The organism is Kitasatospora sp. NE20-6 (assembly GCF_045862635.1).
Genome location: NZ_BPRL01000009.1, coordinates 160,900 through 182,004, shown reverse-complemented (window position 1 = coordinate 182,004; position 21,105 = coordinate 160,900). Strand labels below are relative to the sequence as shown.

The 21,105-nt window shown below is 75.2% G+C and carries 17 protein-coding genes; 9 read left to right on the top strand and 8 right to left on the bottom strand.

All coding sequences use genetic code 11. The annotated features are described in order from the left end of the window. Window positions 1-5 precede the first annotated feature (5 nt). The gene (locus SNE206_RS10580; protein ID WP_407913110.1) at window positions 6-2,129 is read left to right on the top strand and encodes an FUSC family protein; all 2,124 of its coding nucleotides are present in this window, start codon (window positions 6-8) and stop codon (window positions 2,127-2,129) included. Further along, the gene (locus SNE206_RS10575; RefSeq protein WP_407913109.1) at window positions 2,126-2,806 is read left to right on the top strand and encodes a TrmH family RNA methyltransferase; all 681 of its coding nucleotides are present in this window, start codon (window positions 2,126-2,128) and stop codon (window positions 2,804-2,806) included. Before SNE206_RS10580 ends, SNE206_RS10575 begins: the two co-directional genes overlap by 4 nt. 27 nt (window positions 2,807-2,833) lie before the next feature. Here the strand turns inward: SNE206_RS10575 and SNE206_RS10570 are convergent, their stop codons facing one another. The 4 genes from SNE206_RS10570 to SNE206_RS10555 all read right to left on the bottom strand — a co-directional run bounded on the left by SNE206_RS10570 (window position 2,834) and on the right by SNE206_RS10555 (window position 6,946). Further along, the gene (locus tag SNE206_RS10570; protein WP_407913108.1) at window positions 2,834-4,150 is read right to left on the bottom strand and encodes a peptidoglycan-binding protein; all 1,317 of its coding nucleotides are present in this window, start codon (window positions 4,148-4,150) and stop codon (window positions 2,834-2,836) included. 140 nt (window positions 4,151-4,290) lie between these two features. Beyond that, complete coding sequence (locus SNE206_RS10565) at window positions 4,291-5,214, bottom strand: pyridoxamine 5'-phosphate oxidase family protein (RefSeq protein ID WP_407913107.1); 924 nt, start codon at window positions 5,212-5,214, stop codon at window positions 4,291-4,293. Between the two features lie 8 nt (window positions 5,215-5,222). Beyond that, window positions 5,223-5,696 carry a VOC family protein gene (locus SNE206_RS10560; RefSeq protein ID WP_407913106.1) on the bottom strand — a complete coding sequence of 158 codons (474 nt, stop codon included), beginning with the start codon at window positions 5,694-5,696 and terminating at the stop codon, window positions 5,223-5,225. Between the two features lie 119 nt (window positions 5,697-5,815). After that, a complete protein-coding gene (locus tag SNE206_RS10555) occupies window positions 5,816-6,946 on the bottom strand; it encodes a hypothetical protein (protein WP_407913105.1) in 1,131 nt (376 codons plus the stop codon). A 415-nt stretch (window positions 6,947-7,361) separates the two neighbouring features. On the opposite strand from SNE206_RS10555, the gene SNE206_RS10550 reads away from it, so the two are divergent. Then, window positions 7,362-7,919 carry a CGNR zinc finger domain-containing protein gene (locus SNE206_RS10550; protein ID WP_407913104.1) on the top strand — a complete coding sequence of 186 codons (558 nt, stop codon included), beginning with the start codon at window positions 7,362-7,364 and terminating at the stop codon, window positions 7,917-7,919. A gap of 28 nt (window positions 7,920-7,947) precedes the next feature. On the opposite strand, the gene SNE206_RS10545 is transcribed toward SNE206_RS10550, so the two are convergent. Next, window positions 7,948-9,429 (bottom strand): FAD-dependent monooxygenase, encoded by a 1,482-nt coding sequence (locus SNE206_RS10545; protein ID WP_407913103.1) that lies wholly within the window; start codon window positions 9,427-9,429, stop codon window positions 7,948-7,950. Between the two features lie 105 nt (window positions 9,430-9,534). On the opposite strand from SNE206_RS10545, the gene SNE206_RS10540 reads away from it, so the two are divergent. Both SNE206_RS10540 and SNE206_RS10535 read left to right on the top strand, forming a co-directional pair. Beyond that, entirely contained in the window at window positions 9,535-10,755 is a 1,221-nt protein-coding gene (locus tag SNE206_RS10540; protein WP_407913102.1) for a glycosyltransferase, read from the top strand. Beyond that, entirely contained in the window at window positions 10,752-12,911 is a 2,160-nt protein-coding gene (locus SNE206_RS10535) for a glycosyltransferase family 39 protein (RefSeq protein WP_407913101.1), read from the top strand. The genes SNE206_RS10540 and SNE206_RS10535 overlap by 4 nt, the downstream gene beginning before the upstream one ends. A gap of 78 nt (window positions 12,912-12,989) precedes the next feature. Here SNE206_RS10535 and paaN read toward each other — a convergent pair whose 3' ends face one another. Further along, on the bottom strand, window positions 12,990-14,690 hold the full coding sequence (gene paaN, locus SNE206_RS10530; protein ID WP_407913100.1) for a phenylacetic acid degradation protein PaaN: 1,701 nt from the start codon (window positions 14,688-14,690) through the stop codon (window positions 12,990-12,992). A gap of 134 nt (window positions 14,691-14,824) precedes the next feature. Beyond that, window positions 14,825-16,105: a hypothetical protein gene (locus SNE206_RS10525; protein WP_407913099.1), complete on the bottom strand. Its 1,281-nt coding sequence runs from the start codon at window positions 16,103-16,105 to the stop codon at window positions 14,825-14,827. Between the two features lie 142 nt (window positions 16,106-16,247). On the opposite strand from SNE206_RS10525, the gene SNE206_RS10520 reads away from it, so the two are divergent. Further along, the gene (locus SNE206_RS10520) at window positions 16,248-16,832 is read left to right on the top strand and encodes a TetR/AcrR family transcriptional regulator (RefSeq protein ID WP_407913098.1); all 585 of its coding nucleotides are present in this window, start codon (window positions 16,248-16,250) and stop codon (window positions 16,830-16,832) included. Window positions 16,833-16,870: 38 nt separating this feature from the next. On the opposite strand, the gene SNE206_RS10515 is transcribed toward SNE206_RS10520, so the two are convergent. Next, window positions 16,871-17,335, bottom strand: coding sequence for an Lrp/AsnC family transcriptional regulator (locus SNE206_RS10515; RefSeq protein WP_407913097.1), 465 nt, complete (start codon window positions 17,333-17,335; stop codon window positions 16,871-16,873). 147 nt (window positions 17,336-17,482) lie between these two features. On the opposite strand from SNE206_RS10515, the gene pdhA reads away from it, so the two are divergent. From pdhA to SNE206_RS10500, 3 genes are read left to right on the top strand one after another with little or no spacing between them, the layout of a single operon-like run. Beyond that, window positions 17,483-18,628 carry a pyruvate dehydrogenase (acetyl-transferring) E1 component subunit alpha gene (pdhA, locus tag SNE206_RS10510; protein WP_407913096.1) on the top strand — a complete coding sequence of 382 codons (1,146 nt, stop codon included), beginning with the start codon at window positions 17,483-17,485 and terminating at the stop codon, window positions 18,626-18,628. Further along, the gene (locus tag SNE206_RS10505; protein ID WP_407913095.1) at window positions 18,625-19,620 is read left to right on the top strand and encodes an alpha-ketoacid dehydrogenase subunit beta; all 996 of its coding nucleotides are present in this window, start codon (window positions 18,625-18,627) and stop codon (window positions 19,618-19,620) included. The genes pdhA and SNE206_RS10505 overlap by 4 nt, the downstream gene beginning before the upstream one ends. Before the next feature lie 2 nt (window positions 19,621-19,622). Next, window positions 19,623-20,960, top strand: a complete 1,338-nt coding sequence (locus tag SNE206_RS10500) for a dihydrolipoamide acetyltransferase family protein (RefSeq protein WP_407913094.1) — start codon at window positions 19,623-19,625, stop codon at window positions 20,958-20,960. Window positions 20,961-21,105: the final 145 nt, after the last annotated feature.

Here is a 21,105-nt window from a genome sequence, read left to right as displayed (position 1 = left end):
CCGACATGCCCTGGTCCGTTGCGCTTCGTGACACCGCGAAGGCGGGGCTCGTGCCGGACCGCGCCGTCAACGACCCGCGCCGGGCGGTGCGCGGCGCGCTCGCGGTGGCCCTCGTGGTGTTCCCGGTGCTCGCCCTCGCCGGGCCGGGCCCGGCCACGTCCGCGGCGATGGGTGCCTTCATCGCCGGCACCGCGACGTTCCAGCGGACCTTCCGCTCCCGGGCCTCGCTCGCCGCCGCGGCCGGCATCGCCCTCGGCGCCAGCACCTTCCTCGGCTACGCCGCGGTCGGCGTGCCGGGAGCTTTCCCGGTGCTCCTCGCCGTCTGGTCCTTCGGGGCGGGCATGGTGTGGGCGGTCGGCCCGACCGCCGGCACGGTCGCCTCGACCACCGTCTCGGTGATGCTGGTCGTCGTGCAGCTGCCCGTCAGCCTCGCCACCGCCCTCGGCCACGGACTGCTCTGCGCGCTCGGCGGCGGCGTGCAGGCCCTGCTCGTGGCCGTCTGGCCGGTCGACCGCTGGCGCGGCCACCGCGAGGCACTCGCCGACACCTACGCCGAACTCGCCGACCACGCCCGCCGGCTGCGTCAAGACCCGACCTCCCACCTCGACCCGGAGCCGTTCATCACCGCCCGGCGGGCCGCCGACCTGACCGTCCGGCAGGGGCGTCGGCGGCCGCGCGAGCTGAGCGGCCTGCGCGGCATCGCCGAGCACATCCGTCCCACGCTGGTGGCGCTCGCCGACCCGGGCGTCGGCGCCCCCGCGGAGGGCCCCGGCCGTGACCGGGCCCGCGAGATCCTGGCCGCCGCCGCGGAGTCGCTGGACGCCCTGGCCCGGGCGATCCGGACCGGCGAGCCCGTCCGGCCGCCGTCGAGCACGCCGGCCCTGACCCTGGCGACCGCGGCCGAGAGCGGCCGTCTCACCGGGGCGGCCCGGCGCTCGGCCCGGCGGCTGGCCTCGCAGCTCGGCCGGGCCGCGGACGCGCTCGACCAGCAGTCCCGGGAGGCCGTCGTCGAGCCGGACGACGGGCGCCCGCGCGGCGGACGGCCGTCGCTCCGCCCGCAGGTGGCCCAGGCCGTGCAGGCCGTCCGCCGCCAGCTGCAGCCGCGGTCGGCGGTGTTCCAGCACGCGGTGCGGCTCTCGGGGGTCGTGAGCGTCGCCTACCTCGCGTCCCGCCCGCTCGGGCTGCACCACGGCTACTGGGCGCCGCTGACGGCGGCCATGGTGATGCGCCCGGACTTCGCGCAGACCTTCAGCCGGGGGGTGGCCCGCCTCGCGGGCACGGTGGCCGGGGTGGCGTTCACCACCGCCGTCGTCCAGCTGCTGGACCCGAACGCCTGGGTCTCCGCGGCGCTCGCCGTGGTGTGCATCGCCGGCGCCTACCTGACGATCCGTACGGGCTACGCGGTGACGACGGCCTGCGTCTCCTCGTACGTGGTGTTCCTGCTCGGGCTGCAGGCGGGCGACCCGCTGCAGACGGCGGCGGAGCGGGTGCTGCTGACCCTGCTGGGCGGCGCGGTCGCGCTCGGCGCGTACGCGCTGTTCCCGACCTGGCAGACGGCCCGGCTGGCGGAGCGGCTCGCGGAGTGGCTGGCCTCGGCGGGCCGGTACGGCTCGGCGGTGATCGGCGCGTTCGGCGCCCCCGCGGGCCGCGGCGACCGGACGGTGCGCGACGCCCTGCTGGACGCCCGGGAGGCGGGCTCCGAGCTGCTGGAGGCCATGGCGCGGGCCGACGCCGAGCCCGTCCGGCACGCCGACCGGCTGCCCGACCTCTCCCGCAAGCAGCTCGACCGCGCCCGCACCGCGGTGGGCGTGCTGGAGCGCAGTGCGACGCTGCTGGAGGCCCACCTGCCGGACGCGGGCAGCCCGGCGGTGCCCGGCGCCGCGGAGTTCGCCGAGGAGCTGCGCGACGCCACCGCGATCGCCGCCGCGGCGGTGCTGATCGGCGAGCCGGTCGACTTCTCCGGACTCCGGGAGGCCTACGCCCGCTGGACCGACGGGGCGGGCGGGCGGTCCGACACCGGCCCGGCGGACGGCAGCGCGCTGGCCCACGCCGGGGCGCTGCTGATGCTGCAGGCCGCCGCGGACCTGGAGAAGGCCGTGCGGCGGCGCCGCGTACCCTCGGGGGCGTGAGCGAGACCGGAGTGCCCCACGAGGGCGAGCAGTACGACGACGCCTTCCAGCCGGGTGACCGGGAGGTCGGGGTCGGCCCGCACCCGGGGCCCTGGCCCGAGGGCGACCACTGGGACGGCGAGCTGCTCGCCGCAGGCGACCGGCGCAACGTGGTCGACCGCTACCGCTACTGGACCCGCGAGGCGATCGTCGCGGACCTCGACACCCGGCGGCACGGCTTCCACGTCGCGGTGGAGAACTGGCAGCACGACTTCAACATCGGCTCGGTGGTGCGCACGGCCAACGCGTTCCTGGCGGAGCAGGTGCACATCGTGGGCCGCCGCCGCTGGAACCGCCGCGGCGCCATGGTGACCGACCGGTACCAGCACGTGCGGCACCACGGGTCGGTGGCCTCGCTGGCGGCCTTCGCCGCGGCGGAGGGCCTGCCGCTGATCGGCATCGACAACCTGCCGGGCGCCGTCCCGCTGGAGACGTACGAGCTGCCCGCGCGGTGCGTGCTGCTGTTCGGGCAGGAGGGCCCGGGGCTGACCGAGGAGGCCTGGGAGCACGCGTCGGCGGTCTGCTCGATCGCGCAGTTCGGTTCGACCCGGTCGATCAATGCCGGGGCGGCCGCCGCCATCGCCATGCACGCCTGGGTGCGGGTGCACGGCGACGGCGTCGGCCGCCCGGTCGGCTGAGGCCGGTCGGCCGGTCGGCGGGGCGCGTCACCCGAGGAGCAGCCGCCAGGTGTGCGGTCCGGGGTAGCCGTCGGCCTCGGCGCCGGTCCACCCCTGGGCCCGCTGGAACGCCTCGACGTTCAGCCGGTCGCTCTCGCTCCAGTCGGGGCCGGGGCCGACGGCGTAGTACGCCCCGAAGCCCTTGCGGACGAGCTGCTCGCCCAGCAGCCGGACGGAGGCGTTGCTCCGGCCCGGGCCGAAGGCGTCCGCGCCGGGGTACGCGGTGACCGGCACCGGCGGCACGGTCGGCACCGTCGGTGCGGGCGGCGCCGGCGGCGGGGGGAGGGGCGCGGGCGGTGCCGGCGGCACGGGTGCCGGTGGCGGGGCGGCGGCCGGGATGTCCCGTCCCCCGCCCGCGACGAGCATCGCCCAGGTGTCCTTGCCGGGGTAGCCGTCGGCCTCGGCGCCGGTCCACCCCTGGGCCCGCTGGAACGCCTCGGTGGCCTGCCGGTCGGCGTCGCCCCAGGCCTGGCCCGGGCCGTCCGGGTAGAAGCGGCCGCCGCCGCGCTTGACCAGCATCTCGCCGAGCCGGGTCACGTACGTGTTCTTCTGGCCGGGGGCGAAGTAGCCGAGGCCGGGGAAGGCGGTCTGCGAGGTGCTGGTCGTCAGGCCGCGGTAGCGGTAGGGCACGTAGGAGCCGGCGTGGCTCCAGTACGCGTAGGGGGTGCTGCGCTTGATCGTGGTGGGGCTGGTCTGCTCGTACGCGGTGTAGCGGGTGTGCGCGGTGTCGACCCAGCCGCCGAAGAGGACGACGTGCGAGCCGCCCTGCGGGTTCGCCGAGTCGTTGTAGACGAGCGCGTCGCCGGGCTGCAGCTCGGCCTTGGTGATGCGGTCGGCGAAGTTGGGCAGGGTCCAGGTGGTCTGGCTGCTGCCCAGGCCCCAGGCCATCGAGACGAAGCCGGAGCAGTCCTGCCGGTAGCCGTCGCTCCAGTAGCGGCTCATCGAGTACGGCACCTTCTGGTTCACCCAGCTCTGGGCGCGGGCGACGATCTCGTCGCGGGTGGTGGCGGGCTGCAGCGCGCGGGACTGCAGGCTCTCGCCGCCGAAGGGTCCCGCGACCTCGCCCTGGGGGGTGCCGGGTGCGGGGGCGTCCGCGGTGACGGTCCGGGGGGCGGCGGCTATCGAGCCGGCGGTGCCGCCGAGCACGGTGCCGACGGCGGCGACCAGGACGGCGGCGCGGCGGGCGCCGCGGGCGGAGCGGTGGCCGCCGTCGGCGGGTCGGGCGGCGTGCAGCCGCGCGCGGCGGCGGGCGCCGCAGCCGGGGCAGGCGCAGGCGCCGTCCGGCTCGACCTCGGTGAACTCCATCAGCACGGTGGATCCCTTCTCGTGGTGCGGAGAGGGATGTGTTCCACCCGGAACCGGCTAAATATCACCTGATAAGTGTCAAAATATTATGAATATGCGTGAGCTTGCGGACCGTCAGCCGACATGCTGACGGGTGCCTTTCACCGGGCCGCCGGAGGTGCCGCGGTGGGTGTCCCGCGGCGGCCCGGCGCCGGGTTGGCCGGCGAGTACTCGGGATCGGTCCAGGTCAGCGCCGTGGCGTGGGCGAGCTCCACCACCCGCAGCACGGTGCACGTGACCGCCGGGGCGGCCGGGTCCGACCAGTCCACCGCGGCCCGCCCGCTGATCAGCAGGGCGCCCCCGGTCTCCCAGTCGGGGAGGAGCAGGCCGGCGGCCGGCGACAGCTCCAGGTTGCCCAGGGTCATGAACATGCTGTTGCCGGGGTACTCGGGCCACCGCAGTTGGTCCGGGGCCGTCGCCTCGACGAACCCGGGGAAGCCGCCGCGGTGCGAGGCGTCCACCCGGCCGTCCGGGCCCGCGGTGGCGATGAAGAAGGTGTCGGCGTTCGCCACCGCGAGCTGCTGGCGCAGCGTCAGCCGGTCGGCCGGGGCCGCCGACGGCACGGCCGGCCCGGCGGGCGCGGGCGCGTCCGCGGGAGTGCGCCGCTGGATGTACTTCGGGCAGTTGGCGTACACCTGGTCGGCGGTGATCCGCAGGCCGCCCGGCCCGTCCGGTGCGGACCGGCCGTTGAGCCGCATGCGGCGCCGGCCGGCCGCGTCCAGGGCGATGGTGCCGACCTCCGCCGGGCCGGCCAGCACCCCGGCGAGCGGGTCGCCCGGTACGGGCCGGGCGGCGACGGTCAGCGTGTGCGCGTCGGCGGCGCGGACGAAGCCGGCCGGGCCCGCGAGCTGGGTGGCCCAGAGCCGGCCCTCCGCGTCGGCCGCGCCGACCACCAGGGTGCGCCGGGCGGTCAGGAACTCCGCCGCGACCGGCGGGACGGTGCGGCCGATCGACCGTCCGGTGTGGTCGGCCCGCTCCTGCTGCCCGGTGCGTGCCTGGACGGCCCGCTCACCTGCGTGCCACATCGCCCCTCCTAGAAGAAGCCGCAGGTCGGGGCGGTGGGATCCGGGGCGGTCGCGCCGGTGGCCTCGACCCCGGCGAGGGTGAAGACCTCCAGCCGGATGCCGTCCGGGTCGGTGAAGAAGATCCCGCCCGAGGTGCCGCCCTCGCTGTGCGGCACCACGCCCTCGTACGCGAACTCCGCGCCCAGGCCGGTCAGGAGGGCCTCGGCGGCGCGGACCTCCTCGACGGTGGCGACCTGGAAGGAGAGGTGGTGCAGCCCGGGGGTGCCGGTGGCGAAGGTGCCGCTGCTCTGCTGCCAGAGCGTGAGCACCAGCGTGCCGTCGCGCCCGAGCAGGGCGAAGCGGCGGCCGGGATCGGTGCCCTCGGCCGTGACCTCCAGGCCGAGGAGGCGTTGGTAGAACGCGACGGAACGCGCCAGGTCGGTGACGTTGAGCCCGACGTGGCCGGTCTGCAGGGTGCTCGGGGCGCGGGTGGCGGTGGACACGGCGCATCACTCCCGGTAAGTGGGGACGACCCGGTTGCCTAACCGGTGAGATCGACACTACGGGTTAGGGAATCGGGGCGCAAACCGGTACGGCGCGGTGTAATGGTTAGATGATCGCCCTACTCCCACTGCCAGCGGATGCCGACCTGCCCGGGCGTCTGGTCCGGGGCGAGCACGTGGGCGCTCGCCGACGCCCCGATCCACAGCTGCTCCCGCTTGCGGTCCACCTCCGCGCCCGGATCCCGCTCGAAGCGCTCGCACTGTGCCGGCACGGCCGCCGGATCGAAGTGCACCTGCAGCACGTACTCGCGCACCGGCACCGCGAAGAACCGGCCGTAGTCGGTCGTCGGCCCGGTGTCGGGGATGCCCACCTCGTACTCGAAGACCGTGGAGTCGCCCAGCGCCAGCGGCCGGTCCAGCAGCAGCTCGGCGATCAGCAGGCCGCTCTCCGGCCGCCGCCGCACCCGGCCCAGCCGGGCGTGCCGCACCGAGGTGATCTCCGGACAGCCGACCGCCCCCTCGTCCGCCTTGTGCACCACCACGCACCGCGCCACCCCGCCGACGGTCGCCCGCACCACCTGACGCATCCGCAGCAGGTGGCCGCGGCGCTTCGCGTCCACGAAGTACGCGTCGTGGATGGACAGCCGCTCCAGATCGCCGGTCGGCGGCGCGTCCAGCTCCGCGAACACCTCCGCGATCTCCGCCTCGCCCGGCCAGACCTCCTCCACCCGCAGCGCGTCGTGCGTGGTCGGCGTGATCCACCGGCCGCGCGGGCGCGGCGGGCCGAGCAGCGAGGAGAGCGTGCCGCGGCGCAGCGCGAGCAGCTCCTCCAGCAGGTGGACGGCGCGCAGCGACGCGGCCCGCTCCGGCTGGCTCCGGCCGCGGCGCCAGTAACTGAGCGTCGTCACACTGATCCTGACGCCCTGGTGGGCGAGGGCCGACCTGATCCGGTCCAGGCTGAGGCCGCTCGCCTCGATCGCCGCGTTGAGGGCCTCCGCGAAGCCCAGGCCGTGCCCTCCGGCGCCGTGGTCGGCCGCGCCCCGGGCGCCGCCGTCGTCACCGCGCCCTCCCGCGCCCTCCGCGGGCGGCCGCGCGGCCGGGCCGGCAGGCGCCCGGGCGGGTGGCGGTGCGGCGGGCGGGCCGGCCGGAACGCGCTCTCCGGACGGCTGCGGCCTCCCCTGCGCAGGACCCTGGTCGTGCAGACCGACCAGTCTGAGCCGGCCGGCGTGCTGCGGTTGCTGTGACCCCATCCGGAAACCTCCCCCACCAGGCGAGTTCGGCGGCATCGGCCCAGCGTTCCACTCGTTCGGGGGTTGCCACACCGAGCTGTGGGGCACCCTACGCACCGTCGAGAGGCTACGTCATCAACTCGGACATATGACAGTGGTCACGACAAAGAAGTCCCAGTTCAGGGCAGATCGCAACACGTCCGAAACAGAGCCCCGGACGGCCCGCGGAGGCCCGGAACGAGCCCCCGCCGACGACCGGGACCACTCTCGGCGGACATGCGGCGAACTCACAGGAATCACCCAGGAACGGCCGCGGAGGAGCTGCGCGGCACGCGCCGGAAAAGCCTCCGGACAGGACCGCCGGATTCATCGACGGAATGAAGGCGAAATTCCTGCGGCGAACAGCGCGCGACCCGCCCGCACTACACTCGGCGGCATGGCCGACCCCCGCGACCCGCGCCCGCTGACCGGCGAGCCCCTCGCCCTCGACCTGCTCAACACCCGCTGGCGCGAAGCAGGCGAGCACGACCTCCTCGCCGACCTCGACGGCTACCGCCTCTGGCTCTCCTCCGCCGGCCTCGCCGACCGCTGCACCGCCGACGGTGCAGGTCTGGCCGCCACCCGGGACGCCCGCAGCGCCCTGCAGGCCCTGGTCGACACCCCCGGCTCCGCCACGGGCAGGGCCGCCCTGAACGCCGTCCTCGCGCACGGCGGCGTCTACCGCACCCTCACCGCCGACGGCCCCGCCGACACCGTGCGGACCGACGGCCCGCAGCAGCTCGCGGCCTGGCTCGCCGCCGACGACTACCTCGCCCTGCTCCGCCGGGACGCGCACCGCATCAAACGCTGCGCCCACCCGGCGTGCATTCTCCACTTCTTCGACACGTCCCAGAACGGCCGCCGCCGCTGGTGTTCCATGGCCGTCTGCGGAAACCGCTCGAAAGCGGCCCGCCATTACGAGCGGACCGCCCGGGCGGAATCCGCCGGCCGCTGATCCCGCCCGGCGGCCCCGCCCCGGCCCGTCAGCCCGACGGCCGTCCCAGCCACGCCGTCAGCGCGGCCCGCACCTCCGTGCCGCTCGGGTCGACGGCGGCCCAGGCCGCGTAGCCGTCCGGGCGGACGAGCAGCACGGTGTCGCGCAGCTTGCCGTGCGGGTTCGCCGGCGCCGCCGTGACCAGCCGGCCCGCCCACGGCTCGGCGACCGTCAGCTCGTCGTTGCTCACCAGCACCGACCGGCCCGCGCGCAGCGCCTCGTACAGCCGCGACGGCGCGCCCGGCTCGTCCACGGCCAGCCGCAGGTCCGGGATGCGCCGGCCGACCAGCGGATGCCCCGGGACGGCTGGCGGGTACGCCACGGAGACGCCCGACACCGTACGGGCGCCGAACCGCGTCACCGGGCCCAGCCGGTCGGCGGCCGCCGTCAGCACACCCCCCGCGAGCCGGGCCGGCAGCGACTGCGCCAGCGCCACCCGGATCAGCGCCCCCGAGCTGCGCAGCACCGCCCGGCCCACCGGGTGACGCTCCGTCTGGTAGGTGTCGAGCAGCGCGTCCGGCGCCCAGCCCTGCACCGCGCCGACCAGCTTCCAGCCGAGGTTCGCGGCGTCCTGCAGGCCGGTGTTCATGCCCTGGCCGCCCGCCGGCGAGTGGCAGTGCGCCGCGTCGCCCGCGAGGAACACCCGCCCCGAGCGGTACGTGGGCACCTGCCGTTCGTCACTGTGGAAGCGCGAGGTCCAGCGCGCGTCGTGCGGGCCGTGGTCGGTGCCCAGCACGGACGTCATCAGGGCGGCCAGCGCATCGGTGTCCACCGGGGCGCCGTCGGGCGCCGGGTGGTTGCGGTCCCACGCCACGACCCGGTACCAGCCGTCGCCGAACGGGGCGACGAGCGCGAAGCCGTCCTCGCCGGCGCCGACCGTCAGCGCGTCCTCCGGCTCCCGCTCCAGCCGCACGTCGGCGAGCATCACCGACTCGACCACCGACTCCCCGGGGAACGGGATGCCCAGCAGGTCACGGACGGTGCTGTGCACCCCGTCCGTGCCGACCGCGTACACCGCACGGACGGAGGAGTCCTCGCCGCCCTCGCGGACGTCCAGCCGCACCCCCGCCGCGTCCTGCCGGAGGCCCACGACCTCGGCGCCCCGCCGGATCACCGCCCCCGCCTTCGTCGCCCGCTCCTGGAGCAGCCGCTCGGTGTGCGACTGCGGCGTGACCAGCACGAACGGGAAGCGCGACGGCAGCGAGCCCAGGTCCACCGCCAGCCGGCCGAACAGCCGCAGCGAGGAGACCGGCCGCCCGGTGGCGACGAGGTCGTCCGCCAGGCCGCGGGCGTCCAGCTGCTCCAGGGTGCGGGCGTGCACGGCGAACGCCCGGGTCAGGTTCGACTCCGTGCCCCGCTTCTCCAGCACCGTCACCCGCAGCCCCGCCGCCGCCAGGTCGCCGGCGAGCAGCAGGCCGGTGGGCCCCGCACCGACCACCACCACATCCGCGTCGAACTGCCTGTCAGCCATGCGTCATCTCCCGTTGGTCGTGCCGACGAGCGGGCCGAACGGTTCTCAGTCCGCTCTCAGACTGCCATCATCCCGGCCCCATCAGCCGCTGTGAGCCTCTTTGCCATGACAGAGCCCGCAACGATCCTGGCCGGCACCCTTCCAGCCGCGGACAAGGTACGGACGAGCCTGGTCGAGGTGGTCGTCCCCGTCTACAACGAGGAGCACACGGTCGAGCGGTGCGTCCGCCGGCTGCACGCCTACCTCGACGAGACCTTCCCCTACCCCTACCGGATCACCATCGCCGACAACGCCTCCACCGACGCCACCTGGCAGGTCGCGACGGCACTGGCGACGGAGATCCCGCAGGTCACCGCCGTCCACCTCGACCTCAAGGGCCGCGGCCGGGCGCTGCGCCAGGTCTGGGGCGACAGCGACGCCGACGTCGTCGCCTACATGGACGTCGACCTCTCCACCGGCCTGGAGGCCTTCCTCCCCCTGGTCGCGCCGCTGCTCTCCGGCCACAGCGACCTCGCCATCGGCAGCCGCCTGCACCGCGGCTCGGCCGTCGTCCGCGGGCCCAAGCGGGAGTTCATCTCCCGCACCTACAACATGCTGCTGCGCGCCACCATGGCCGCGAAGTTCTCCGACGCCCAGTGCGGCTTCAAGGCCGGCCGCACCTCCGTCGTGAAGCAGCTCCTCGGCGAGGTCGAGGACAACGCGTGGTTCTTCGACACCGAGCTGCTGCTGCTCGCCGAACGCTCCGGCATGCGCATCCACGAGGTGCCCGTCGACTGGGTCGACGACCCGGACAGCCGGGTCGACATCGTCCGCACCGCCGTCGACGACCTCAGGGGCATGGCCCGGGTCGCCCGCCGCTCGCTCGCCGGCGCCGCCGACATCGAGGTGCCCGAGCGGGTCAGGCAGGCCCAGATGCCGCCCGGCCTCGGCTGGCAGCTCGCCAGCTTCGCGATCGTCGGCACCCTCTCCACCCTCGCCTACGTGCTCCTGTACCTGGGCATGCGCCAGCTCGTCCCGGCGCTGCTCGCCAACTTCCTCGCGCTCGGCGTCACCGCCGTCCTCAACACCGCCGCCAACCGGCGCTTCACCTTCGGCGTGACCGGCCGCCGGGACGCCCTCAAGCACCAGATCGAGGGCGGCATCGCCTTCGTCGTCGGGCTCCTGCTCTCCAGCGGCGCGATCGCGCTGCTCGGCGCCGCCAGTCCGTCCGCCGGGCACTCCGCCGAACTCGCCACCCTGGTGGCCGCCAACGCGCTCGCCACCCTGATCCGCTTCCTGCTGCTGCGGGTCTGGGTCTTCAACCCGAAGCGGGCGGGCGGCCGGTGACCCTCGCGACATCGACGGGGGAGCGGGCGCTGCGCGCCCTCCGCGGCGGACCGCACGACCCCCGGTGGGCCCGTCCCGCGCTCTGGGCCGTGCTGGCGCTGGCCGCCGTGCTCTACTGCTGGAACCTGAGCGGCTCCGGCAACGCCAACGAGTACTACGCCGCCGCCGTGCTCAGCGGCAGCCGGAGCTGGTCGGCGATGTTCTTCGGCTCGCTCGACGCGGGCAACTTCATCACCGTCGACAAGCCGCCGGTCGCGCTCTGGCTGATGAGCGCCTCCTGCCGGATCTTCGGCTTCGGCACCCTGCCGATGCTGCTGCCCGTCGCCCTGTGCGGCGTCGCCACCGTCGGCGTCGTCCACAGCGCGGTGCGCCGCAGCTTCGGCCACCGGGCGGCCACCGCGGCCGCCCTGGTCGCCGCGCTCACCCCGATCAGTGCGGCGATCAACCGGGACAACAACCCCGACCCGGTGCTGGTGCTGCTCATGGCCCTCGGCGCGTGGTTCTGCCTGGAGGCGATCCGCACCGGCCGGCTGCTGCCGCTGGTCTGGTCGGCGACCGCGACCGGCCTCGCCTTCAACACCAAGATGCTGCAGGGCTACGTGGCGCTCCCCGCGCTCGTCCTCGCCTACGCGTACGCCGCCCGGGTGCCGCTCGGACGCCGGCTGCGCAACCTCGCCCTGGCCGGTGCGGCCCTCGTCGTGGCGAGCGGCTGGTGGATGGCGATCGTCGCGCTGGTGCCGGCCGGCTCCCGGCCGTTCATCGGCAGCAGCTCCGACAACACCGTGTGGGACCTCGTCATCGGCTACAACGGCCTCGGCCGGGTGCTCGGCTCGGACTCCCCCACCGGCATGGGCGGCGCCAACTTCGGCGGCGACCCGGGCCTGCTGCGGATGGGCAACGACATCCTCGGCACCCAGATCTCCTGGCTGATCCCGTTCGCCCTGATCGCCCTGGTGGCCGGGCTCGTGCTGCGCGGCCGGCTGCCGCGCACCGACGGGCCGCGGGCCGGGCTGCTCGTCTGGGGCGGCTGGACGGTCGTCCACCTCGTGGTCTTCAGCTTCGGCAGCGGCGGGTTCCACCCGTACTACACGACGGCGCTCGCGCCCGGCATCGCCGGCACGGTCGGCGGCGGCGGGGTGCTGCTGCTCCAGGCCTTCCGCACCGGGCAGCCGCGCTGGTCGCTCGCGGTGCTGCCGCTCGCGGTCGGGGTCAGCGCGCTGTGGGCGGTCGTGCTGCTGCGCCGCAACGACTCCTTCCGGGCCGGCCTGTGGGTGCTGGTCGCGGTGCTCGCGGCCGGTGCGGTGGCGGCGCTGCTGGTCTCCCGGACGGGAGGTGCGGCACTGCACCGGCGGCTGTACGGCGTGGGTGCCGGGGCGGCGCTCGTCGCCCTGCTGGCCGGGCCGGCGGCGTACGCGGCGGCGCCGATGGCCGCCGGGCGGACGGAAGGCGGCAACCCGACCGCGGGGCCGTCCACCGGCGGCATGGGCGGCATGGGCGGCGGCGCGGGCGGCCGGGGCGGCGCGTTCGGCGGCATGCGGGACGGCGAACGCACCGGTGCGGGCTTCCCGGGCGGTGGCGAGGCCCCGGCCGGCGGCGGGCAGGGCATGCCGGCGGGCGAGGGCTTCCCGGACGGCGGCGAGACCCCGTCGGGGGCCGGCGACGGTGCCGCCGGCCGACCGGGCGGCGGCGCGGGCGGCGGGACGGGCGGGGGAATGGGCGGGGGAGTCGACAGCGCCATGCTCGCCTACCTGCAGCAGCACCAGGACGGCGCGACCTGGCTGGTGGCGACCTCGCGGGCGAGCACCGCGGCCTCGGTCATCCTGCAGACCGGCAAGCCCGCCATCGCGACCGGCGGCTTCTCCGGCTCCGACCCGGCGATGACCGTCGACTCCTTCACCGCCCTGGTGAAGGCGGGCAAGCTGCACTACATCCTGCTCGGTGGCGGTATGGGCGGAGGCGGCGGCATGGGCGGCGGCTCGGCCGGCGGCGACGGTGCCTCGCTGCAGTCGTACGTGACGGCCGGCTGCACGGCGGTACCGGCGTCGGAGTACGGCAGCGGCACGGCCGCGGCCTCCGGCACCGCGACGACCGGCAGCACGGCCTCCGGCAGCACGGCCGCGGCCGGTTCGGCCGAGCAGCTGTACCGCTGCGGCTGAGCGCCCGACCGCACGACGCGGCGGCGGCCCGCTCCCTGCACGGGAGCGGGCCGCCGTCGTCGTGGGTGTCGGGCCGGCTCAGCGGTGCCGGCGCACCTCGACCGTGCGGAACCGGCCGGCGACGAACGCGCCGTCGCAGTAGGCGGAGTTGGCGGCCGGGTTGGCCCCGGTGCCGTGCAGGTCGGAGAAGGCGGCGGTCTGGTTCACGAAGACGCCGCCGGTGAGGTTGAGCGAGAGCGAGACGCCGGCGTCCAGGCAGGCCTCGACGAGGGCCTGCTCGACCTCGGCGGAGGAGGTGTAGCCGCCGACCGTCATGGCGCCCTGCTCGCGGACGCTGCGCCGCAGCAGCTCGATGCCGGCGGCGGTGGACTCGACCGCGACGGCGAAGGCGATCGGGCCGAACTGCTCGCCGAGGAACGCCGCCCGGTCGTCCGGCTTGTCGGCGTCGGCCTTGATCAGCGCGGGCGTGCGGATCACCGCCCCGGGGAACTCTGCCGACTCCACCGGGCGCGGTGCGAGGGCGAGTTCGCCGTACTCGCCGCCGGCGGCCTGCGCGGTGCGCTGCAGCACGCCGGGGTTGACCACGGCGCCGAGGATGGCGGCGGCCCGGGCGTCGTCCGCGAGCAGGCCGCTGATGGCGGCCGACAGGTCGGCGACGACCTCGTCGTACGTCTTCTCGCCCTGGTCGGTGGTGATGCCGGTGCGCGGCACGAGGAGGTTCTGCGGAGTGGTGCACATCTGGCCGCTGTAGAGCGAGAGCGAGAAGGCCAGGTTGCCGAGCATGCCGCGGTAGTCGTCGGTGGAGTCGATCAGGACGGTGTTGACGCCGGCCTTCTCCGTGTAGACGAGCGCCTGGCGGGCGTTGTCCTCCAGCCAGTCGCCGAACGCCGTGGAGCCCGTGTAGTCGATGACCTTGACCTCGGGCCGGACGGCGAGGGCCTGTGCGGCGGTGCCGCCCTCGTGCTCGGCGGCGAGGCAGACGAGGTTCGGGTCGAAGCCCGCCCCGGCGAGCACCTCGCGTGCGACCCGGACGGTCATCGCGAGGGGCAGCACGGCCCGCGGGTGCGGCTTCACCAGGACGGCGTTGCCGGTGGCCAGCGAGGCGAACAGGCCCGGGTAGCCGTTCCACGTCGGGAAGGTGTTGCAGCCGATCAGCAGCGCGGTGCCGCGCGGCACCACGGTGAACTCCTTCACCATCTCCAGGGGTTCGCGCTTGCCCTGCGGCTTCGTCCAGCCCGCGCTCTGCGGCAGGCGGGTCTGCTCGGCGTAGGCGTACGCGACGGCCTCCAGGCCGCGGTCCTGGGCGTGCGGGCCGCCCGCCTGGAAGGCCATGCCGAAGGCCTGGCCGGTGGTGTGCATGACGGCGTGCGCGAACTCGTGCGAGCGGGCGTTGATCCGGGCGAGGATCTCCAGGCAGACCGCCGCACGCGCCGCCGGGCCGGCCGCCGCCCACGCCGGCCGGGCCGCCTCCAGCGCGCCGATCAGCGCGTCGGGCTCGGTGTGGGGGTAGCTGACGCCCAGCTCGATGCCGTAGGGCGAGGCCTCGCCGCTCACCAGGTCGCCGTCGGTGGGCTGGCCGTCGACCGTGAAGACCGTGCCGAGCAGCGCGTCGAACGCGGCCTTGCCGTCCTCGGCGCCGGTCTCGCCGTACGCCTTGGGGAACTCGGGGTACGGCGACCAGTAGTCGCGGTCGGCGAGCGCGGTGAGCGCCCGGTCGAGGGTGTCCTGGTGCCGTCCGATCAGGTCGGTGATCGGCTGGGCGGGGGTCGCAGCGGCCATGGTGCGCTCCTCGGGAGGGCGGGCGGGACACCCCACAGAGTAACCGAACGATCGGTCGGGGCAAGCCCCCGCGGCTCCCCGCGCGAAGGCGTCGGGGAGCGGTGCCGGGCGTGGTGCCGGGAGCGGCCGCCGGTCTACGGGATGCCGAGCTCGAAGATCACGAAGCCCGCGTACCAGCCCGAGGCGACCGCGGCGGTGCCGAGCACGGCCGCCAGCACCGGCCGCGACAGCCGGTTCAGGCCGAGGGCGATCGGCAGGGTGAGCGGGAAGACCGGCAGCACGAAGCGGGAGAGCGTGCCGAACATCTGCTGGCTGCCCAGCGTCACGATCAGCGAGCCCACCGTGTAGACGACCAGCACCAGCGGCGGCCGCCGGGCGAGGAACGGCACCAGCAGCACCGGCAGCGCGAACAGCACGACGACCGCGATGAGGTCCTCGGTCGGGTACGGGTAGAGGTAGTTCGTCTCGCCGACCAGGATGTTCGACACCGCGGTCGAGGTGTAGCTGCCCCAGTCGAAGAAGTGCAGCCAGCCGCCGCGCTGCAGGGTCAGGTAGCCGTCCCAGTGGCCCATCCGCCAGCCGACCCAGCCGGTGTAGCCGAAGAAGGCGAGCGGAGGCAGCAGGATCGCCGCGAGCGGGCCGGCCACGCCGTCCCGCCGTCTGTACAGGGCCCCCGCCGCGGCCAGCGCCACCCCCGCGATCAGCGTCATCGAGGCGGGACGGCTCAGACCGGCGGTGAACGCCACCAGGGCGGCGTTCGGCCACTGCCGGGTCATCGTGAAGTAGCAGGCCCAGGCGGCCAGCGCCACGAACAGCGACTCCGTGTAGACCGCCCACGCGACGGCCGCACCCGGGAACGCGCCCCACACCGCCGCGGCGATCACACCGGCCCGGTGCCCGCCCAGGTGGGAGACCACCGCGTAGATGCCCGCCGCGGCCGCGAACGACGACACGACCGACACCAGCATGCCCGCGCCGTACAGGCCCAGACCGGTGCCGTCGGAGACCAGCCGCACGAGGCCCGGGTAGAGCGGGAAGAACGCCGAGGAGTTCTGCTGGATGGTGAAGAAGCCGCCGGTGTCGGGCAGCAGCTTCGGGTCGTAGCCGACCTGGGCGACGTTCTGGTACCACCAGCCGTCCCAGCTGCCGAGCACGTCCCACGGATGGGCGCCGCCGCCGTACCGCGGGTTGTTCGTGCGGAACTTGCCCGACGACTCCAGCAGCATCATGAAGACGCTGAAGCCGATCAGCTTGACCGCGCCGAAGAGGCCGAGCGCAGGCCCGAACCGCCGGGCGGCCGCTTCGGCCGCCCCGCGGAAACTCCCCGGCTCCGGCGGCGGCAGCTGCGCCTCGTCGCCGGCCGGGTCGCCGGCCGGCCGCGGCCGGGGCACCACCGTGTCAGGTATCGCGCTCATGAACGTCGGGCCCCTCGGTCGCCGGTCACCCCGCCGCATGCGGGTGGCGCGCGGATTCTACCGTCCGCGTCCGCACCGCCCGGCAGGCCCTGCCCGCCCCCCGGCCGGATGCGGCCACGGACGGCCGGGGATACTCGTGCCCATGGCCGACAACACCGCCCGTACCGCCTACACCGTCGACTCGCTGCTCGCCGTCACGGTGCAGGTGTTCAACGAGCGCGGGTACGACGGCACCTCGATGGAGGACCTCTCCCGCGCCGCCGGGATCTCGAAGTCCTCGATCTACCACCACGTCCGCGGCAAGGAGGAGCTGCTGCGGCTCGCCGTGGGCCGGGCGCTGGACGCGCTGTTCGCCATCCTCGACGAGCCTGCCGCCGTCACCGGCCGCCCGGTCGACCGCCTGGAGCACGTGGTGCGCCGCACCGCCGCCACCCTGCTGGGCGAGCTCCCGTACGTGACGCTGCTGCTGCGGGTGCGCGGCAACACGGCCACCGAGCTGTGGGCGCTGGAGCGCCGCCGGGAGTTCGACCACCGGGTCGCCGAGCTGCTGCGGGCCGCCGTCGCCGCCGGCGAACTGCGCGCGGACGTCGACCCGCGGCTCGCCACCCGGCTGCTCTTCGGCATGATCAACTCGATCGTGGAGTGGTACCGGCCCGACTCCCGCGGCGCGGACGCCGTCGCCGAGGCGATCGCGCACATCGCCTTCGACGGGCTGCGCGCCGGCTGACCCGCCGGGCCGCCGCGCCGTGCCGCGCGGGCGCCCGTTCACGCGTCCGGCGGCACCTGGTCGGTCTCCTCGAAGACCAGCAGCGTCTGGGTGCCGAGCACGTCCGGGATCGACTGGATGCGCCCCAGGACGAGCTCGCGCAGCGCCCGGTTGTCGGCCGTGTGCACCAGCAGCAGCACGTCGAACTCGCCGCCCACCAGGGCGATGTGCGCGACCCCCGGCAGCTCCAGCAGCTGCTCGCGGACGGCCCGCCAGGAGTTCTGCACGATCCTCAGCGTGATGTACGCCGACGCCCCCTGGCCCGCCTTCTCGTGGTCGACGCGGGCGGTGAATCCGCGGATCACGCCGTCCTCGACCATCCTGGAGATCCGGGCGTACGCGTTGGCCCGGGAGACGTGCACCCGCTCGGCCACCGAGCGGATCGAGGCGCGGCCGTCCTGCCGCAGCAGCCGGAGGATCGCGCGGTCGACCCGGTCGAGCCTGGACGTCTGTTCAGCCGACATGGCCCCCTGCCCTCCCTGTTTGGACGCACTGCTTCCAGTCGACCGCCGTTCGGGCCGATTGTCCACCACCCTGTCGCAGATCTGGTCAAGATGAACAGACAACCGAACAATCGGTAGGGAGCCCCCATCACCCCGGAGGTGCCCGAGATGACCGTTCTCGACCACCGACACCAGACCGCCGCCGTACCCGGCTGGCTGCCCGGTGCCACCCGCCCGCGGACCGACCCCGGACCGCTCCTGCCGGACGCCGCGCCCGTCCGCGTCCTCGGCACCCCCGCCCTGGAGAAGACCGACCCGGCGCTGCTGCGCGAGCTGTACCGCCGCCTGGTCGTCGGCCGCCGCTACAACCAGCAGGCGACCACCCTCACCAAGCAGGGACGCCTCGCCGTCTACCCGGCCTCCACCGGCCAGGAGGCCTGCCAGGTCGCCGCGGCCATGGCCCTGCAGGACCGCGACTGGCTGTTCCCCAGCTACCGCGACACCCTCGCCGTCGTCGCCCGCGGCGTCGACCCGCTGGAGGCCCTCACCCTGCTCCGCGGCAACGCCCACACCGGCTACGACCCGCGCGCCACCCGGACGGCCCCGCTCTCCACCCCGCTCGCCACCCAGGCCCCGCACGCCGTCGGCCTCGCCCACGCCGCCCGGCTGGCCGGCGAACCGCTCGTCGCGCTCGCCCTGCTCGGCGACGGCGGCACCAGCGAGGGCGACTTCCACGAGGCGCTGAACTTCGCCGCCGTGCTGCACGCCCCCGTCGTCTTCCTGGTGCAGAACAACGGGTACGCCATCTCCGTCCCCCTCACCCGGCAGTCCGCCGCGCCGACGCTCGCGCACAAGGCCGTCGGCTACGGCATCCCCGGCCGGCTGGTCGACGGCAACGACGCCCCCGCCGTGCACGCCGTGCTCACCGAGGCCTTCGACCGCGCCCGCAGCGGCGGCGGCCCCACCCTCGTCGAGGCCCTCACCTACCGCGTCGAGGCCCACACCAACGCCGACGACGCCACCCGCTACCGGCAGGACGACGAGGTCGCCGCCTGGCGCGAGCACGACCCGATCCTCCTCATGGAGCGCCACCTGCGCCCGCTCGGCCTGCTCGACGACACCCTCGTCCAGGAGGCCGCCGACGAGGCCGAGGCGCTCGCCGCCCGGATGCGCGCCGAGTTCCACACCGACCCGGTGCTCGACCCCATGGCGCTCTTCGCCCACGTCTACGCCGAGCCCACGCCGCAGCTGCGCGAGCAGGCCGCGCAGCTCGCCGCCGAACTGGCCGCCGAGGCCGAGGTGCACCACCCATGACGACGGCCGCACCGACCCGCACCTCCACCATGGCGCAGGCGCTCAACACCGCCCTCCGCGACGCCATGGACGCCGACCCGACCGTGCACGTCCTGGGCGAGGACGTCGGCCGGCTCGGCGGCGTCTTCCGCATCACCGACGGCCTGACCGCGGAGTTCGGCCCCGACCGCTGCCTCGACACGCCGCTCGCCGAGGCCGGCATCCTCGGCACCGCCGTCGGCATGGCCATGTACGGCCTGCGCCCGGTCGTCGAGATGCAGTTCGACGCCTTCGCCTACCCGGCGCTGGAACAGCTCTTCTCGCACGTCGCCAAGATGCGCAACCGCACCGGCGGCAGACTGCCGCTGCCCATCACCGTGCGCGTCCCGTACGGCGGCGGCATCGGCGGCGTCGAGCACCACAGCGACTCCTCCGAGGCGTACTACGCCCAGACGCCCGGCCTGCACGTGGTCACCCCGGCCACCGTCGCCGACGCGTACGGCCTGCTGCGCGCGTCGATCGCCTCCGACGACCCGGTGGTGTTCCTGGAGCCCAAGCGGCTCTACTGGGGCAAGTCCGCGTGGGATCCGGCCGAGCCGGTCGAGCCCATCGGCAAGGCCGTGCTCCGGCGCCCCGGCCGCTCCGCCGTGCTCGTCACCTACGGCCCGTCGCTGCCCGTCTGCCTGGAGGCCGCCGAGGCGGCGAAGGCCGAGGGCCGGGACCTCGCCGTGCTCGACCTGCGCTCCCTGGTGCCGTTCGACGAGGAGACGGCCTGCGAGGTCGTCCGCTCGGTCGGCCGGGCCGTCGTCGTCCACGAGGCGACCGGCTTCGCCGGACCCGGCGCGGAGATCGCCGCCCGGCTCACCGAGAAGTGCTTCCACCACCTGGCCGCCCCCGTGCTGCGGGTCACCGGCTTCGACATCCCGTACCCGGCACCCATGCTGGAGCACCACCACCTGCCCGGCGTGGACCGCATCCTCGACGCGGTCGCCCGGCTGCAGTGGGAGGAGTGAAGATGCCCGTCGTCCGCGAGTTCACCCTGCCCGACCTCGGTGAGGGACTCACCGGGGCCGAGGTGGTGCGGTGGATGGTCGAGGTCGGCGAGGTCATCGCCGTCGACCAGCCGGTGGTCGAGGTCGAGACCGCCAAGGCCGTGGTGGAGGTGCCCTGCCCGTACGGCGGGGTCGTCACCGCGCTCTTCGGCGCCGTCGGCGAGGAGGTGCCGGTCGGCGCCCCGCTGGTGACCGTGGCCGTCTCCGCGCCGGACGGCCCCGCCCCGGCCTCCGGCGGCACCGGCGGCCCGGCCGAACCGGTCGAGCGGCCGCTGGTCGGCTACGGCGTGGCGGACACCCCGCGCGGCGCCCGGCGCGGCCGGGTCCGGGTCGGCGCCACGGCGGCACCCGCGCCGGCCGCCGCACCTGCACCTGCCGTGCCCGTACCCGTGCCCGTGCCAGCGCCCGTACCTGTGCCCGCCGCAGGGCCCGCCGTGGTGCCGGTCATCTCGCCGCTGGTGCGGCGGATGGCCCGGGAGCACGGCATCGACCTGGCCGGACTCACCGGCAGCGGCCCGGACGGGCTCATCCTGCGGGCCGACGTGCAGCGCGCCGTCGGGGCCGCCGCAGCCCCGGCGCCCGCCGTGCCCGCCGCCCCGGTGGCCCTGGCCGACGCCGAGGTGATCCCGCTGCGCGGGCTGCGCCGGACGATCGCGGAGAAGCTCGGCCGGAGCCACCGGGAGATCCCGGCGGCCACCTGCTGGGTCGATGCCGACGCCACCGGACTCATGGAGCTGCGTGCGCAGTTGAACCGTGCGGCCGGGCCCAAGGTGAGCGTGCTCGCCCTGCTGGCCCGGATCTGCACGGCCGCCCTCGACCGCTACCCCGAGCTCAACTCCAGCGTCTCCGAGGACGGTTCGGAGATCATCCGGCACCGCGCCGTGCACCTCGGCTTCGCCGCGCAGAGCGACCGCGGCCTGGTCGTGCCGGTCGTGCGCGACGCCCAGCTGCTCGGCACGGAGCAACTCGCCGGCGAGCTCGCCCGGCTGACGGATTCGGCGCGATCCGGTTCGCTCACCCCGGCGGAGCTCACCGGCGGCACCTTCACGCTCAACAACTACGGGGTCTTCGGCGTGGACGGGTCCACCCCGATCCTCAACCACCCCGAGGCGGCGATGCTGGGGGTCGGCCGGATCACCCCCAAGCCGTGGGTGCACGAGGGCGGACTCGCCGTCCGACAGGTCACCCAGCTGTCGTTCACCTTCGACCACCGGGTGTGCGACGGCGGCGCCGCCGGAGGTTTCCTGCGGTTCGTCGCCGACTGCGTCGAGCAGCCGGGGATGCTGCTGCGCAGGCTCTGACCACGGCTCCTGCGGGCCGCCCCGGCGGCCCGCAGGACGGCCGGGAGGGCGTGCGCCCCGGGGCAGGGGCGCGAGTTGCGTGAGACTAGCGCGTACGCCGGGCATGTGTCCGGGGTTCCGATGATTCGTGGGATGAGTACTCCAG

Bases quoted from the DNA above. Each gene is read 5' to 3' on its own strand.
- SNE206_RS10580 (WP_407913110.1), top strand. From the start codon at position 6: ATGCCCTGGTCCGTTGCGCTTCGTGACACCGCGAAGGCGGGGCTCGTG.
- SNE206_RS10570 (WP_407913108.1), bottom strand. From the start codon at position 4,150: ATGGAGTTCACCGAGGTCGAGCCGGACGGCGCCTGCGCCTGCCCCGGC.
- SNE206_RS10565 (WP_407913107.1), bottom strand. From the start codon at position 5,214: ATGTGGCACGCAGGTGAGCGGGCCGTCCAGGCACGCACCGGGCAGCAG.
- SNE206_RS10555 (WP_407913105.1), bottom strand. From the start codon at position 6,946: ATGGGGTCACAGCAACCGCAGCACGCCGGCCGGCTCAGACTGGTCGGT.
- SNE206_RS10550 (WP_407913104.1), top strand. From the start codon at position 7,362: ATGGCCGACCCCCGCGACCCGCGCCCGCTGACCGGCGAGCCCCTCGCC.
- SNE206_RS10545 (WP_407913103.1), bottom strand. From the start codon at position 9,429: ATGGCTGACAGGCAGTTCGACGCGGATGTGGTGGTGGTCGGTGCGGGG.
- SNE206_RS10540 (WP_407913102.1), top strand. From the start codon at position 9,535: ATGACAGAGCCCGCAACGATCCTGGCCGGCACCCTTCCAGCCGCGGAC.
- paaN (WP_407913100.1), bottom strand. From the start codon at position 14,690: ATGGCCGCTGCGACCCCCGCCCAGCCGATCACCGACCTGATCGGACGG.
- SNE206_RS10525 (WP_407913099.1), bottom strand. From the start codon at position 16,105: ATGAGCGCGATACCTGACACGGTGGTGCCCCGGCCGCGGCCGGCCGGC.
- SNE206_RS10520 (WP_407913098.1), top strand. From the start codon at position 16,248: ATGGCCGACAACACCGCCCGTACCGCCTACACCGTCGACTCGCTGCTC.
- SNE206_RS10515 (WP_407913097.1), bottom strand. From the start codon at position 17,335: ATGTCGGCTGAACAGACGTCCAGGCTCGACCGGGTCGACCGCGCGATC.
- pdhA (WP_407913096.1), top strand. From the start codon at position 17,483: ATGACCGTTCTCGACCACCGACACCAGACCGCCGCCGTACCCGGCTGG.
- SNE206_RS10505 (WP_407913095.1), top strand. From the start codon at position 18,625: ATGACGACGGCCGCACCGACCCGCACCTCCACCATGGCGCAGGCGCTC.
- SNE206_RS10500 (WP_407913094.1), top strand. From the start codon at position 19,623: ATGCCCGTCGTCCGCGAGTTCACCCTGCCCGACCTCGGTGAGGGACTC.